The sequence below is a fragment of the uncultured Rothia sp. genome (genome assembly GCF_916049665.1).
Classification (GTDB): Bacteria; Actinomycetota; Actinomycetes; order Actinomycetales; family Micrococcaceae; genus Rothia.
In genome coordinates this window covers 15,961-30,775 of sequence record NZ_CAJZIE010000020.1, presented here as the reverse complement: position 1 = coordinate 30,775, position 14,815 = coordinate 15,961, and the positions used below count along the sequence as shown (strand labels likewise).

At 62.5% G+C, this 14,815-nt stretch carries 8 protein-coding genes and 1 riboswitch; of the genes, 5 read left to right on the top strand and 3 right to left on the bottom strand.

Annotation, left to right across the window (positions count from 1 at the left end):
* The first annotated feature begins 232 nt into the window (after nucleotides 1-232).
* On the top strand, nucleotides 233-1,702 hold the full coding sequence (locus QZ540_RS03300) for an amino acid permease (RefSeq protein ID WP_294627718.1): 1,470 nt from the start codon (nucleotides 233-235) through the stop codon (nucleotides 1,700-1,702).
* 416 nt (nucleotides 1,703-2,118) lie between these two features.
* The gene (locus QZ540_RS03295) at nucleotides 2,119-3,594 is read left to right on the top strand and encodes an amino acid permease (RefSeq protein ID WP_294627716.1); all 1,476 of its coding nucleotides are present in this window, start codon (nucleotides 2,119-2,121) and stop codon (nucleotides 3,592-3,594) included.
* Nucleotides 3,595-3,750: 156 nt separating this feature from the next.
* Here QZ540_RS03295 and QZ540_RS03290 read toward each other — a convergent pair whose 3' ends face one another.
* Nucleotides 3,751-5,322 carry a dehydrogenase gene (locus tag QZ540_RS03290; protein ID WP_294627714.1) on the bottom strand — a complete coding sequence of 524 codons (1,572 nt, stop codon included), beginning with the start codon at nucleotides 5,320-5,322 and terminating at the stop codon, nucleotides 3,751-3,753.
* A 437-nt stretch (nucleotides 5,323-5,759) separates the two neighbouring features.
* On the opposite strand from QZ540_RS03290, the gene QZ540_RS03285 reads away from it, so the two are divergent.
* Nucleotides 5,760-8,282, top strand: coding sequence for a helix-hairpin-helix domain-containing protein (locus tag QZ540_RS03285; protein ID WP_294627712.1), 2,523 nt, complete (start codon nucleotides 5,760-5,762; stop codon nucleotides 8,280-8,282).
* Between the two features lie 184 nt (nucleotides 8,283-8,466).
* Here QZ540_RS03285 and QZ540_RS03280 read toward each other — a convergent pair whose 3' ends face one another.
* Together QZ540_RS03280 and QZ540_RS03275 are read right to left on the bottom strand one after the other, a co-directional pair.
* On the bottom strand, nucleotides 8,467-9,303 hold the full coding sequence (locus QZ540_RS03280; RefSeq protein WP_294627710.1) for an aldo/keto reductase: 837 nt from the start codon (nucleotides 9,301-9,303) through the stop codon (nucleotides 8,467-8,469).
* Between the two features lie 185 nt (nucleotides 9,304-9,488).
* The gene (locus tag QZ540_RS03275; protein ID WP_294627726.1) at nucleotides 9,489-13,691 is read right to left on the bottom strand and encodes a DEAD/DEAH box helicase; all 4,203 of its coding nucleotides are present in this window, start codon (nucleotides 13,689-13,691) and stop codon (nucleotides 9,489-9,491) included.
* A 254-nt stretch (nucleotides 13,692-13,945) separates the two neighbouring features.
* A riboswitch (SAM riboswitch) is annotated at nucleotides 13,946-14,080 on the top strand.
* 35 nt (nucleotides 14,081-14,115) lie between these two features.
* Here QZ540_RS03275 and QZ540_RS03270 point away from each other — a divergent pair.
* Nucleotides 14,116-14,343, top strand: a complete 228-nt coding sequence (locus QZ540_RS03270; RefSeq protein WP_294627708.1) for a nuclease PIN — start codon at nucleotides 14,116-14,118, stop codon at nucleotides 14,341-14,343.
* Between the two features lie 10 nt (nucleotides 14,344-14,353).
* On the top strand, nucleotides 14,354-14,788 hold the full coding sequence (locus tag QZ540_RS03265; protein WP_070507908.1) for a plasmid stabilization protein: 435 nt from the start codon (nucleotides 14,354-14,356) through the stop codon (nucleotides 14,786-14,788).
* The last annotated feature ends 27 nt before the right edge of the window (nucleotides 14,789-14,815 follow it).

Below are 14,815 nucleotides of genomic sequence, written 5' to 3'. Positions count from 1 at the left end.
TGGGTATTAGGGGGTAAAATTTGAAATTATGCATTCTTTGCATAATTCTTTATCGGTGATGCAAGAAACCGGAAGCCCCGCAAAATCGGAGCCCACAAGCCCAAGCACGCCGCGCGGGCTGAGGAAATGCGAGGTTCCCCTCCTTTTTGCCATTAAGAAATATGCATGAATACCAACCACCTGGAACTGCCCGAACAAAACTAGGGCGAACCGACGCAGGAAAGAGAAATACGTGACACAGCAGAACTCCGTCACTGGTCTAGACTCTGAAGCGGAGCACTCTAAGCTCCAGCGCGGACTAAGCTTCCGGCATATCCAGCTCATCGCTATTGGCGGCGCTATCGGCACCGGCCTCTTCCTTGGCTCGGCGAAGACTATTGCCCTCACCGGCCCCTCCATCGTCTTTGTGTACGCAATTATCGGTAGCATCATCTACTTTGTGCTGCGCGCCATGGGTGAGATTCTGCTCTCCAACCCCAAGTACAAGTCCTTTACCGACTTCATTACCGACATTCTCGGCCTGCGCGCCGGCTTCTTTGTCGGCTGGTCGTACTGGTTCTTCTGGGTGGTCACGGGTATCGCGGACGTCATCGCGATTACCGGCTACGTCAAATACTGGTGGCCGGAAATCCCCGCCTTCATCCCGGCGCTGACCGTTATCGTGGCGCTGCTGCTGCTGAACCTGCCCTCGGTGAAGAACTTCGGTGAAATCGAGTTCTGGTTCGCCGTCATTAAAATCGTCGCGATTGTCGCCCTCATTATTGTTGGCTCGCTCATGGTCGCCTTCAGCTTCACCGCGCCCGACGGCACCGTCGCCTCCGTAACGAACCTGTGGGAACATCCCGGCCCCTCCGGTAGCGGTATTTTCACCCAGGGTTTGACGGGCTTCCTGGGTGCCTTCCAGATTGCGCTCTTCGCTTTCGTGGGTGCCGAGCTGGTTGGTGCCGCCATGGCGGAAACCGAACACCCCGAACGCACCCTGCCCAAGGCTATTAACGCGGTGCCCCTCCGCATTGGCCTCTTCTACGCCCTGCCGCTGCTGACCATCCTCGCCGTCACCCCCTGGGACAAGCTGGATAAGTCCATGAGCCCCTTCGTGGGCATGTTCTCCCTGGCAGGCATTGGTGTTGCCGCCTCCCTGGTGAACTTTGTGGTGCTGACCTCCGCGGCGTCCTCGGCGAACTCCGGTATTTTCTCGACCTCCCGCATGGTCTACGGTCTGGCGCACGACGGCGCCGCACCCTCCGCGCTGGGTAAGCTCACCAAGAACGGTGTGCCCGCCAACGCCCTATACCTGACCAGCGTGATGCTGCTGTTTAGCCTGGTCATGCTGTATGCCGGTAGCGGCATCATGGAGGCGTTCACTGTGGTGACCTCGGTGGCGTCCATGATGGGTATCTTCACCTGGAGCATGATCCTGATTGCGTACCTGGTCTACCGCAAGAAGTTCCCCGAGCGCCACGAGGCATCCGCATACAAGATGCCCTGGGGTATCGGCATGAGCTGGTTCGGTCTGGTCTTCTTCGCCGTCATGGTCTACGCCCTGAGCCTGTACCCGGACACCGCAATCGGTCTGGCACTGACCCCCATCTGGTTCATTGTTCTGGCGATCGGCTACGAGATCCTAACCCGCCGCCACGCCGCTAAGCGTGCCCGCGCGCTGGCTACTGAAAACGCTGCTGACAAGGCTGGCCAGGAGTAGTTTTCGGCTTTCCTCTGGCTGCTTGCGTGTAAGCCCCGCCCCGCATTCTTGATGGATGCGCAGGGCGGGGCTTTCTGCGTCTATTGGCCCCGGCAGACGGCATGTAGTGACCTGTCTAATAGATTCACGACACACCAAGAGCTGAAAAACATTTCATTCACCGTTCAAAGCATGTAGAATATCTATCCAAACAGATGTGTAAGCTCCCAAAGGTACCCGCATCGGGCGATGTTTGAACACGCCCCGGATGCGGCGCGAACCATGGTTGAGCGCATCTTCCGCCCCGAAAGCCGGGGCTGCCCCGCATTAATAGTGGTTGCATATCTATACGCGAAACCTGCCGGATGACACCGAAAAACCCTCATCCGCCATGCACTATATGCGCTACGGGGCCTAACTGCAGAAAAGAGGACGTCGTGACTGAACAGAACAACGTCACCCTGAATCCTAAAGCTCCCGAACAGGGAGAGCGACTGCACCGCGGTCTGAGCAACCGACATATTCAGCTCATCGCTATTGGCGGTGCCATCGGTACCGGCCTGTTCATGGGCTCCGGACGCGCTATCTCCGTCGCCGGCCCCTCCGTTATTTTCGTGTACATGCTCATTGGCGCCGTCATCTTCCTGGTGCTGCGCGCCATGGGTGAAATCCTGCTGTCGAACCTGAAGTACAAGTCCTTCTCGGACTTCACCACCGACCTGGTCGGCCCCATGGCGGGCTTCTTCCTTGGGTGGTCGTACTGGTTCATGTGGGTGGTGACCGCGGTTGCGGACATCATCGCAATCGTCGGCTACCTGCGCATGTGGTGGCCTGACCTGCAAGCCTGGATTCCGGCGCTCGCCGTCATCAGCGTGCTCCTGGTGCTGAACCTGGTCTCGGTGAAGAACTTCGGCGAAATCGAATTCTGGTTCTCCATGATTAAGATTGTCGCGATTGTTGCCCTGATTGTGGTCGGTGGCGCACTTGTGGCTATCGGCTTTACCTCGCCCAGCGGCGCGCAGGCATCCGTCGCGAACCTCTGGAACGACGGTGGCATGTTCCCCAACCACTTCATCGGCTTCCTCGGCGCGTTCCAGATCGCCGTCTTCGCATTCATGGGCTCCGAGCTGGTCGGTACCACCGCCGCCGAAACCCAGGACCCCGAAAAGACCCTGCCCAAGGCAATCAACGCCGTGCCCGTGCGCATCATGGTCTTCTACGTGGGTGCGCTCGCCATCATCCTGATGGTCACCCCCTGGCGCCTTGTCAGCCCCGACAACAGCCCCTTCGTCGCCATGTTCACCCTGGCGGGCCTGGGCATCGCCGCGCACATCATCAACTTCGTGGTGATTACCAGTGCAACCTCCTCGGCGAACTCCGGTATCTTCTCGACCTCGCGCATGGCATTCGGCCTGGCACGCGAGCGTAGCGCACCCGCCTTCCTGGGCAAGCTCTCGGGCAACGGCGTGCCGCGTAATGCGCTGTTCCTCTCCGCCGTGATGCTGCTGTCCTCGCTGGTTCTGCTGTACGCGGGCGATTCGATTTCGAGCGCGTTCAATCTGGTCACCACCGTGGCTGCGGTGCTCGTGATTTTTGCGTGGGCCATGATTATGGTCAGCTACCTGATGTACCGCAAGAAGTTCCCCTCGCGCCACGAGAAGTCGCACTTCCGACTGCCCGGCGGTCGCTTTGCCGCGTGGCTGACCCTGGCGTTCTTCGCCTTCACCATCGGCGTGCTGGCCATGTATGAGGAGACCCTGCGCGGCCTGCTCGCAATGCCCGTCTGGTTCGCGATTCTGGGTATCGGCTGGTTCTTCAAGCGCCGCGCCGATGCACGCCGTCACGAGGCAATTTCGACCCGCACCGCGCAGATTGCGATTGTGGAGGCGTCCGAGATCTTCTCGGCACGCTAAACAGTTATGCTAAGCCACGCTGGCTATCGGTGCCGGCCTACCTGTGCCGGTTACCTGTGCCGGATAGCCGTGCATGCGTAAAGCCCGCGCCCCTACTCTTTCGGGAGTAGGGGCGCGGGCTTTTGTCATCTCTATAGGTTTTTACGAAGCGGGCGCTTAGACGGACGCTACCTCAGCTTCTTCCGCCAGCGGATCCTCGTCATCGTCGGTGCGGTAGAAATCCCAGCGTTCACAGCCGCAACCGGAACGCATCGCCTCGATAACGGCGGCAGCCGCCTCCATCGGGTCGAGTGCGTGCAGATTCCACAGCGCGTGCACCGGTACCGGGTGCCTCCAGCCGTGCTCCTGCAGGAATTCCGGGTCGAAGGCGGGTAGCGCCTCGACGGTGGGTTCGAACTCGCAGAGGAAGCCGGTGGGGGAACGGAAAATCGTCACCATGGGGGTCGGGTCGGCATCCTCGAGGGATGCGCCATCGAAGAAGTAGTAGGTGCTCAGACGGCGGTTCCAGGCAAGCTGCGCGAGGCGTTCGCCGAAGGCCTCCACCGTCTGCTCCCACTGGGTGCGGTGGTACGCCGCCAGGTCGGTGTGGGCGGTCTGCACCACGCCGATGCCCTGCTCGTTGAACTCGCGAGCGCTCAGGCGTGCGGGCTCTACGGGTTCTGCTGACTCTGTGAGAGCGTTCGCGGGGGTCTCTTCGGGGGTGTCCTGCTCAGCCTGCTCTGCTGCGGTGAGTTCAGTGCTGGTGAGTTCAGCATCGAGAAGCTCAAGATCCTCAGCGGCGTTCAGCTCAGCCTCTGCCGCCGCCTTTGCCTCGTTGCGGGTCCACAGGCGCAGCTCGCGGGCAATCTGCGCGCGTCCACGATGCAACGCCGACTGCCATGAGCCGAACTTTGCGCGCACCGCACCCAGAGGCGGCACCTCACCAATCAGGGTCTGAATGGTCGACCAGTAGCCGTACGCGAGAGCCGTCGGTTCGCGGTCGTAGCGGGCGCAATAGCTCAAAAAGAGGCTTAGAGTCTTCGACGCGAAATCGTCGGGTACCTCGGCGGCGTCAATGTACCACTCGTTCTCGAGCGCCTCCGCCGGGTAGATGCCGGTGCGGAGCATGCCGAGGGTCCAGTCGCCGTCACCGAGGGTGTCTTTTGCAGTCTCCACGGGCGCGGGCCAGGCGGATTCACCCTCCATGCTGGCGGCGAGCAGAGTGTACAGGCTGCCGCCCTCGGTGCCGATTTCTTCGGCGCCGCGCTGCCTGATGTCTTCAACGGTCTGCGCGTACGCCTCTTCCTCCAGCTGGGAGTAGGGGTGCGCGGCAAGGTACTTGAGCGTTGCACCAATCTTCGCAAGGATGGTGGCGATATCTTCACTGCCAAAGTGGCGTGCCTCCAGGGCAGGCGGCAGGTCGTGGATAATATCGCAATCAAGAACCAGCGCCGCGTACTCGGGCTCCGGCGGCAGATCGTAGGCTTCCGCGAAAACGTACCAGAGTCCGCAAGCGAGCATCGGGTAGCTCGGGGCGTCTGCGGCGACCGGGCCAAACTGCCAGATGCCGGAGTTCAGCGCATAGTTCAGATGCTTCTTATTGATGTGCGGGTACAGAAAGCTGAGGCGGCGGAGAACCTGGGTAGGGGTGAACCCCAACGCGGCGAGTTCTGCAATGAGTTCCGCGTACTCGTCGTGAAAATCTAAGTAGCCCTCCGGGGCGTTTGAAAGCGCGGCATGTTCGCGCATTTGGGTCCCTCTTTCATGCGTAGGAGGTGACGGCACCTCGTCGTACCGTGCCGCCGAACCCTGAATGTGTGCACGCAGATAAGGGTGTTTGCGTGGTGTGAGGCCACGTCCTTATCTGCACGAATGAGAGATATTTTTTCAAAAAAATATGCTCTTTTATCTAAATTTATCGCTGGAACTTAGCACTATTCAAATATGTGCACCCTTAACACGCCTTCTTGCGTAAAGATGACATTGTTTAGCATCCCCACAGGGCAAAATATGCACAAAAAGTCATATTCTGCACCGAAAAGTGGCATGGGGATGATGCCCGCTCTATCGAAAATATTACCCAGCATAGCGACTAAAACGATGTGTCAAATAAGCCTCGCGCTGACTCACCCAGCCCAGTTGCCGCTTCGCCCCAGAAGTGTGCCGAAATATGCGAAACTGGAAGGATGAGCGAACACCCCCTCCCGAGCAGCATCCGCCCGCGCGCGGATCGAGCTACAGACCCCGCGCCCGGCAGCGCCGCAGGCCGCGAAAAACACGAAACCGGCGGCAAAACTGAGCAGCCCGCCGAACACCTCATCAACGCGCTCGCGGTAGAAACCGGCATCGCCCCGCACCGCATCCGCGCCGCCGTAGCGCTGCTCGACGCCGACAACTCCGTGCCCTTCATCGCCCGCTACCGCAAAGAAGCAACGGGCGCGCTCACCGACACCCAGCTGCGCACCATCCAGTCGCGCCTGAGCCAGCTCCGCGCCCTCGAAGAGCGACGCAACCGCGTGCTTGAAGCGCTCACCGAACGCGCCGACGAAGGCCTCATTGACCCGCTCACCCTGCTGCAGCTGCGTTCCTCGCTCATGAACGCCGCCACCATCGCAGACGTGAACGCCATCTACGCCCCCTACCGTAGCGAGCGTGTGACCCGCGCCCAGATGGCACGCGCCGCAGGGCTCGACTCGCTCGTCGAAGACCTGCTGGAGGTGCCCCTCGCCGACGCGCACGCCATTGCCGCCGCGTACATTACCGACGGCACCGAAGAGGATGAGGAAGAGGGCGTTGAAGCTTCGGAGGCGGAAGAAGCCCTGCAGATTCACAGTGCCGAAGAAGCCCTCGACGGCGCCCGCGCGATTCTGATTGACCGCGCCCTCACCGACCCGGTGCTCAGCGAAAAGCTCCTCAAGCGCCTGCGTGAGGGTGGCGTGATTGAGTCCCGCGTAATCGCCGGTCACGAGAGCGACGGCGCGAAGTTCTCCGACTATTTCGCCTTCTCAGACCGTATTCGCTCCATCCCGCCGCACCGCGTGCTGGCGCTGCACCGCGCCAAGGACGCCGGCGTGGTACGCCTCAAGGTGGATGTGGCACCCGCCCCCGTGGCGCTCAGCCGCCTGAGCGGTGCCGCCCGCGCCGAGGCAGAAGCCGCCGCCGAAAACTACGAGAACGTACGTTCTGCATACGAGCGTGAAGTTGCCGCCGCGCTACGTATCCCCGTACAGGTGCTCAACACCGTCGACGACGAAGACCGCGTGCTCGGCTGGCTCGCCGCGACCGTACGCACCGCATGGCGCAGCCACCTGCGCCCGCGCCTTGCCGAACGTATTCGCCACCAGCTGCTCGACGCCGCCGCGCAGCACGCGACCGAGGTGTTCGCCTCCAACCTGCGCGATATTCTGCTCGCCGCACCCGCCGGGCATAAGACCACCCTCGGCCTGGACCCGGGTCTGCGCCACGGCGTGAAGTACGCCGTGGTGGACGGCACCGGTGAGCCGCTGCGCGTGGGCACCGTCTACCCGCACGCTCCGCGCAACCAGTGGACAGAGGCACTGCACGAGCTTTCCGCAGCCTGCCGCGAGGAGCGCGTGGAACTCATCGCCATCGGCAACGGCACCGCAAGCCGCGAAACCGACAAGCTCGCCAGCGAACTCATTCGCGCCCTGCGCGAGGAAGGCGTAGAAGCACCCCAGAAGGTGACCGTTTCGGAGGCGGGCGCATCCGTCTACTCTGCCTCCGCCCTTGCCGCTGCGGAGCTGCCCGACTACGACGTGACCGTGCGCGGCGCCGTCTCCATCGCGCGCCGCCTGCAGGACCCGCTCGCCGAGCTCGTCAAGATTGACCCGCAGTCCATCGGCGTGGGCCAGTACCAGCACGACGTGCCGCCCGCCGCCCTGCGCCGCGCCCTCAACGACACCGTCGAAGACTGCGTGAACGCCGTGGGCGTGAACCTCAACAGCGCCTCCGTGCAGCTGCTCGCGCACGTGGCGGGTGTGGGCACTGCGACCGCCGAACGCATTGTCGCCTACCGAACCGAACACGGTCCCTTCGCGAACCGCCAGCAGTTGCTAAACGTGCCGCGACTGGGCGCGAAAACCTTCCGCCAGGCGGCAGGATTCATTCGCATCCGTGGTGGCGAGGAACCGCTGGACGCCTCCGCGGTGCACCCGGAAGCGTACCCGCTCGCGCGCCGCATTATTGCTGACGCCCAGGCACGCAACGGCGCCCACTGGGTTGCCGGCGCCCTGGGCACCTCGGACGGTAGCGACCCGCTCGCCGGGTTGAACCCCGCCGACTACGTGCAGGAGAGCGACACTCAGAGTGATACCCAGGCGAGCGCGGAAGAAAACACCGCCGGCGTGTACACGGTCGAGGACATCTTCGCCGAGCTGCGCCGCCCCGGCCTGGACCCGCGCGGCAGCTTCCGCACCGCACGCTTCTCCGAGTCCGTCTCCCACTTCGAGGATGTGCGCCCCGGCATGGTGCTCGAGGGCACCGTCTCGAACGTGGCGGCATTCGGCGCGTTCGTGGATATTGGCGTGCATCAGGACGGCCTCGTACACATCTCGCAGATGAGCCGCGGCTACGTGGCGAACCCGCACGATATCGTGCGCAGCGGCGACATTGTGCGGGTGCGCGTGGTGGAGGTTGACCCGGTGCGCCGCCGCATCTCCCTCTCCCTGCTGGTGGAGGACGAGAACTAGCGGACGAGAGCTAACGGGCGAAAAATAGATACGGAGCGCTCGCCGGTTTATTGAACAATCCGAGAATGAGCATTCTCTAAAATCTCGGCTCCCCACAAGAGCACACAAAAGCCCCGACAAGCACTAACTGTGCCTGTCGGGGCTTTATGTAGATGTGTTTCGGGCTTTATGCCCGAGCTACACCTTAGAAGTCGATGTTCGCCGGGTCAGCGCCAATACGACCCTCGGGGCTGGAGAGCGCATCCACAGCCGCGATGTCCTCAGCGGTCAGCTTCACGTTCACCGATGCCAGGTTCTCCTCAATGCGGGAGGGAGTCACGGACTTCGGGATAGCCACGGTGCCCTTAGCAAGGTGCCATGCCAGAACGACCTGCGCGGGGGTTGCGCCGTGGCGCTCCGCAATTTCAGCCAGCACGGGGTTCTGCAGCAGGTCGCTGCCGTTACCCAGCGGGCTCCACGCCTGAGTCACGATGCCGTACTCGGCGTGAACGGCGCGCAGCGCCTCCTGCGAGAAGTAGGGGTGCAGCTCAATCTGGTGGATGGCCGGAACCACGCCGGTTTCCTTGATAATCTCGCGCAGCTGCTCCTCGGGGAAGTTCGATACACCAATCGAACGGACCTTACCCTGCTTCTGCAGCTCAATCAGCGCGCGCCAGGAATCCAGGTACAGGCCCTGCTGCGGCTTAGCCCAGTGAATCAGGTACAGGTCAACGTAGTCGGTGCCCAGCTTCTCCAGGGAAGCCTCGAACGCCTCGAACGCGCTCTCGTAGCCCTGGTCGGAGTTCCACAGCTTGGTGGTGAGGAAGATGTCCTCGCGAGCTACGTTAGAGTTAGCGATAGCGCGGCCCACGCCCGCCTCGTTGCCGTAGATAGCGGCGGTGTCGATGTGGCGGTAGCCGACCTCCAGGGCGGTGCCCACGACCTTCTCGGCGACCTCGTCCTCAACCTGCCACACGCCGTAGCCCAGCTGCGGGATGGTTCGGCCGTCGTTGAACTTTACGTTGGGTACGTTGTAGCTCATGATGCTCCTTAGAGTGGGGGAGGTGGCGCCTCCCGAAGGGGTGCTTTGGATAGTTCTATCAAGGCTACGCCCCAGAGCCCCCGTTGAGAAGAGCCGGGCCAGAAACGGGTGCGAATCTAGCCCGAGGCGTAACCAGATGACAAAAAATGACGGGTACCAGACATACTGCTCGGGCTGGATGGCGGCTACCGCTCGACAGCCGGCGCGAAGAGCTCGCGCACATCCTCAGCCGTGACCGCCGCGGAGGCGAACTCGCCTTCACCGACCACTGCATCGAAGAGCGCGGCCTTCGACTCCTTGAGCTGCATGACCTTTTCCTCGATGGTGCCCTCGGCGACCAGGCGGTAGACGTGCACCTCCTTGTCCTGGCCAATGCGGTGAATACGGTCCACTGCCTGCTGCTCGGCGGCGGGGTTCCACCACGGATCCATGATGAACACGTGGTCCGCCTCGGTCAGGTTCAGACCGAAACCGCCGGCCTTGAGCGAAATCAGGAACACCGGCGCGGCCCCGGCGCGGAACGCCTCGATGACCTCGGCGCGGTTGCGGGTCGAACCGTCCAGGTACAGGTGGCCGATGCCCTCCTCCGCCAGGCGCGCCGATATGCTCTTGAGGTAGCCGGTGAACTGGCTGAACACCAGCACACGGTGGCCCTTCTCGAGCAGGTCGGGCAGCTGCTGCACCAGGTAGTCACGCTTGACCGAGGACACCCCGGCGTAGGCTTCCGGGTCAATCAGAGCGGCATCCAGCGCCAGACGGCGTAGCAGGGTCAGCGACTGGAAGATCGTGAAGCGGTTCTTGTCCATGTCTTCCAGCAGGCCCAGCACCTTCTGGCGCTCGCGCTGCAGGTGCGTGTCGTAGATGCGGCGGTGACCCGGAGCCAGCGGCAGGTTCACGCGCGTATCGTTCTTCGCCGGAAGCTCCGCCGCCACCAGCTCCTTGGTGCGGCGCAGCATGAGCGGGCGGATGCGCCGGCGCAGACGAGCCGCCGTCGCCGCGGCATGCGCCGGGTCCTCACCGGACTCCGCCGGGCGGGCATACAGGTCACGGAACGCGCGGGCGGAGGGGAACAGACCGTCCGCCACGATTGCCAGCAGCGCCCACAGCTCCATGAGGTTGTTCTCAATGGGCGTGCCGGTCATCGCAATCTTGGTGCGGGCGGGCATCGCGCGGGCGATGGACCAGGCGCGGGTGCCGGTGTTTTTGACGAATTGCGCCTCGTCCAGTAGGAGCGCACCCCAACCTTCGGGGGCGGACTGCTCGCCCGTGAATTCGTCAACGGTACGGCCTAGCGTGCGGGCGTAGCCGGTGTATGCTTCCTCGTCCATGCGCAACAGCGTATAGCTGGTCAGCACCAGGTGCGCCCTGGCAACCCGCTCAGCCAGCGGGGTCTTACCGGCGGTGGTTTCGGTAATGGTCACGACCTTCGCCTCGGGCAGGAAGCGTTCCGCCTCCGCCGCCCAGTTGGCGATGACGGAGGTCGGCGCAACCACGAGGAAGGGCGCGAACGGCTCGACGCTCTCACCGCGCTCGGCGGCACGTTCGGAGGCGGCACGATGCTCCTCGATCGCGTGGGCGAGTAGGGCGAGAGCCTGCACGGTCTTACCCAGACCCATATCGTCGGCGAGAATACCGCCCAGACGCTGCTCGTACAGGAACGACAGCCACTGGAAACCCTCCACCTGGTAGGGGCGCAGGATCGCCTGCAGGCCGGTGGGTACCGGGCAGCTCGGAATAATCTGGCGGGAAGTCTTCTTGCGAGAGGTCTTCTGGAGCGCGGGGGAATCCTGAGCGCCCTTGTCAGAGGTCTTTTCGGCGCTTTCTTCGGTGCTTTCCTCGGCATCCTCCAGGCCCTCAACCAGCTCCAGTAGCGAACGCACCTGAGCATCCCACCGCGCGGTCGTATGCACGCTCGCCGCCAACGACTCCAGCTCAGAGAACAGCCCCGCCTGGTGCCGGTTAATGCGCAACTCATCGCCCGCATCGTCAAGTTCGCGAGCCTCCGCGATGAGGGTGCGCAGGGTCTTAAACTCGGGTCGACGCAGCGAAAAATAGGTACCGTTACCGAGCAGAATACGGTCCGCCCCGCGATCGAGTGCCTCAAAAATCTGGGCGAACGGCACGGTCCAGTTATTGACCTTTACCGCAATGCCCAGGCCGAACCAGTCGCGAGAATTGCCCTCGCTCACGGTGATTTCAATGAGCGCGTCGGTTGCCTCCACGAACTCCGGTGCGGTGCCGTTAAAACGCACCTGAACAGCGGAAACACGGCGAAGTTTCGGCAGAATCGCGCTGAGCAGCTCGCGGGTTTCCCAGCCTTCGATGCGGCGCTCCTCCAGCCCGGAAAGCGCCGGATGGGCGGCAAGAATTGCGCGCACCGAACGCAGTACGCGCGCCTCAAAACGCTCATCACGAATCTCGCCGCCCTCTTCACCGGGGTAACCGAAAACGGGCAGGGAGTACACATCGGAGCCGGCCGCAGGATTCTGTGTGCTCGCCTCTTGCGCGCTCGCCTCCTCTGCACTGTCCTCCGCGAAGGGGTTCAGTGGGTACTCCCAATGCCAGCTCAGCTGCGCGTCGTGGCGTACCTGCTCGTCAAAGCTGATTTCAAGCACCAGATGCGGCGGCTTCACGCGAGGTAGCGCCAGCGCCGGATCGGGGGTCAGCGAGGGAATGGAACGGCTGAGCGCGGGCAGGTACTCCTTCTGGAACGTGGCGCGTTCCGCGGCAGGAATATGCACGGTTCCGGCGCTAATCAGCGATTCGGAGGCGGCATCGAGCGGCTCGACCAGGGGGATGAGCGCCAGCTCCACGCCCTCGGGCAGTTCGGGTACGGCGGGGGAGTAGCGCACCCGTTCACCCTGCGCCGGGTTGATGGTCGGGGCAGAGGGTTCAGTAGGCGCCTCCTGCGCGTCCTTTTGGGCAGCCTTTTGAACGAAAGATTCGCGGCCCACTTCATCCAGTGCGCCGGGGCGCGCGGTCTTCCAGTGCACCGCCTTTGCCGCCTGTTCGTACTCCTGCTGGGCGAGCCCGCCCAGGGCAAAGAAGCCGGTGCGCGGGGTGCCGATGGGGTGGCAATGCGCGGCGGGCAGCCAGAGCTGGCGCAGTAGTTCGCCTTCGCGTCCTTCCCAGCTGAGCGCGGCTTGAAGTTGCAGGCCGGCGCCTTCTGCGTGCTTCTCAGCGCTGGCGTGCAGGCGCACCTGCGCGGGGCTCAGCACGGCGTAGTTCACTTCGCGGCCGTTGACGAGCAGGGGCAGGCTAATATCCTCTGCGCGGGCGAGCACATCCCAGAGCAGAGTGGAGGCAGAGGCACTAATCGAGATCCAGTCGCGGTGCGAGGAGTACATGTTCTGCCAGGGGCGGGCAATCGAGTAGAGCTCGGCGAAGAATCGTTCGTGTTCGGGGTAGATTTCGTGCCGTCCAACGGGGCCGCCCACGCTGGAGGCGAAGGTTTCCCAGCTGAGCCCACCCTTGATCCAGCGCCCGGTTTTGGACGCCATGAGCGGGCGTGCGAGCAGGTTGATGGCCGGGGTTGCGCCGGGCATATTGCGGCCGCGCGCGTAGGAGCCGGAGACACTCAGCGAGAAATCCAGGGCACCACTCACGCGCATGGAATCGATGCCCGCAAGGTCCTGACGTGCGGAAAGAACGGAGGAGAGGTCGCGTCGCCAGGCAGAAATCTTGGAGGCGGAACCATCGAGCACGGTAGGGGAAGAGCCTAGCTCGTTGAGCGCGAAGCTTCCCTGCGCCTCGTCGCGCGTACCGTGTGCTGCGGCGCCGTATTCTGCTCCCTGTTCTGCGTTCTGCTCCGCATCGGGCGCGGGCAGTTTTGCCGCGGTGGTGAGCGCACCGGAGGCGCGCAGCGCCGCGAGCGGGTCGGCGGATTTCTTCGCCTCCGCAACGTCCGCGCTCTTTGAATCTGTGGATTCCTTTATTGCTGATCCTATTGCGTCTGTCGCACCCTTCGCTGCGGCACCGGGTACGCCGACCGGTCCGGGGTGTTCGCTGAGTGCCTTTTTCGCTACGGAGGCGCGGTCGAGCGCGGTGAGCATGAGCGCTACGGCGTGCTTGCAGTCGGTGAGCACGGGGCAGGTGCAGCGGGCGGTGAAGGTTGCGGAGCCGCTGACGGCGGGGAAGAAGCGAATGGTCACTTCGTAGGGGATGATGGTGCTTCCGTTGACGAGCCCGGTGAGGGTTCGCTCGTCTTCGTCGTAGCTGTAGCGGATGACTTCGCGGTTGCGCTGGTAGGCGACACCGCGCTGGTAGGTGCGGTGCCCGGCCTGGCGAATGATCTGCGGTACGGTGACGGGAATTTCGGGGAAAGGGTTGTTGGCGCTCACCAGCTCATTATCGCGTATTGTGCGGGCTTGCGCCTTGTCGCCGGTTATTTGCTGGCGGCTGCCGTGCTGGTTGTCGGGCTGGTTGCTGGGGCGACTATTGAGCGGTGGTTTAGGGCGTATTTCGTATTTGTGGTGGGGGAGTTTTTAGCGCATAAAAACACCGGTATTCACATAGGATATTCCGCACCGTATCAAAAATTCACCCCATTTAAAACGTTCTCACAAGCCAAAACGCTAATAATCTAAATCTCTTTCACAAAACGCTTTACTTAACTTGAGAAAATGCTGTAAGCTAAACCCAGCTTCAAGAGTTTCGACTGATAAGCTCCGACTATGGTCGAACGCCAACCCCATGTTCACGGGTGGCTCGGATGACGAAGCGGTTTGTATTCACCACCGGAATAACCGGTGGTAATTGGTACAGACAAGAGCAACGCGAAAGGATCGCGCCACTCACGGCGCAGGTTGTCACATGTACAACGACTCTGCAACCGAAGCAGCAATCTCTCTGAACCCCTCCCGCTCCTACCAGGAAAGCCTGCGTGCCGCAGCTGTCCCCGCGCGAGGCGGATACACCGCAGTCAGCATTGACGATTACTCCCGCATTTCTTCTAAGCGCGACGAGTTCCTGAACTTCCTCCTTCTGCCGAACCCCGAGGGCATCCCCGCTATTGAGTATGCCGGTCTGCGCGTAGCGTAGCATTAGGGGTATGAATTTCTCCGGTATGCTCCTGGACTCCGACGTTCTTGCGGAGATCCGTAAGGCGGATCCTGACCCCGCCGTGGTCGCTTTTCTGCGCCGCCGCTCGTTCCGACACATGTACATTTCTGTGCTGAGTATTGGCGAGCTGAAGGGTCTGTACCCCTACCCGGAAACTGATCGCTGGATTACGGAACTTCTTGAGCGCTTTGGCGACCACGTTATTAATGTGGACGCGCGCGTGAGCCTCGAGTGGGCGGGCCGTCAGGCGCCGCGCGGCGTGCATGCCGTGGGTCGTGATGATGCCGGTCCGCTGCCTACCGCCGCCCTGGAGGGTCTGATGGCGGCGAGCGCGAGCGCCTATGATTTGGAGCTGATTTCTTCTAAGGCGCAGGTGTACCGCGCCTGGGGTGTTCAGGCTTCCAACCCGTGGACTGAGCAGTAAAACTTCGCCTGATACACGTCCTCGCGT

Coding starts and splice junctions, on each gene's coding strand:
- QZ540_RS03290 (WP_294627714.1), bottom strand. CDS start 5,322: ATGCGCGAACATGCCGCGCTTTCAAACGCCCCGGAGGGCTACTTAGAT.
- QZ540_RS03285 (WP_294627712.1), top strand. CDS start 5,760: ATGAGCGAACACCCCCTCCCGAGCAGCATCCGCCCGCGCGCGGATCGA.
- QZ540_RS03280 (WP_294627710.1), bottom strand. CDS start 9,303: ATGAGCTACAACGTACCCAACGTAAAGTTCAACGACGGCCGAACCATC.
- QZ540_RS03270 (WP_294627708.1), top strand. CDS start 14,116: ATGTACAACGACTCTGCAACCGAAGCAGCAATCTCTCTGAACCCCTCC.
- QZ540_RS03265 (WP_070507908.1), top strand. CDS start 14,354: ATGAATTTCTCCGGTATGCTCCTGGACTCCGACGTTCTTGCGGAGATC.